This is a genomic window from Psychrobacter sp. 1Y4 (assembly GCF_051847555.1).
In genome coordinates, this window is sequence record NZ_JBPYDE010000892.1 from 1 (window position 1) to 579 (window position 579).

Sequence of the window (579 nt, forward strand, 5' to 3'; positions counted from 1 at the left end):
CAATGTTGTTATAAGCAGAGCCTAACACATTATCAATCGTGTCTACTTTTTGGATACTTGGCATGACCACATCGAACTGACTGGTTTGAGCAGGTTTTAGTCCATCGACACTGCCGCAGATAGCGATGACAGGAGTACGGCTGGCCTTAGCGGTTTGGCTGATACCGCCTGCCACTTTACCCATGGCTGTTTGCGCATCGAGCCTGCCTTTGCCAGTGATGACGAGATCAGCATCGGCGATATGCTGTGACAGGTGAGCCACTTCGGCCACCGTATCGAAGCCTGACTTTAGCTGAGCTTTAAAGAAAGTCATCATCGCATAGCCAAGACCGCCAGCAGCGCCAGCGCCTTCAACGTATTGACAGTCTTCATAGCCATGCTGTCCACATATGGTAGCGAAGTGACTGAGTGCCTTGTCCAAGGTATTGACTTGCTCTGGGCAAGCGCCTTTTTGTGGGCCAAACACGGCGCTAGCACCCAGCAGACCGCATAGTGGATTGGTCACATCACAAGCAACCTCAAATACCGTGTCTGATATCTTTGCATGAAGGCTAGTATTATCGAGCTTATTTAGGCTGG

1 protein-coding gene is annotated in these 579 nt (G+C 50.4%); it reads right to left on the minus strand.

Translation table 11 applies throughout. The features are described from left to right. Positions 1-579: glycerate kinase (locus ACS8FC_RS19445; protein WP_439297996.1), on the minus strand; the 579-nt coding region annotated here is incomplete at both ends.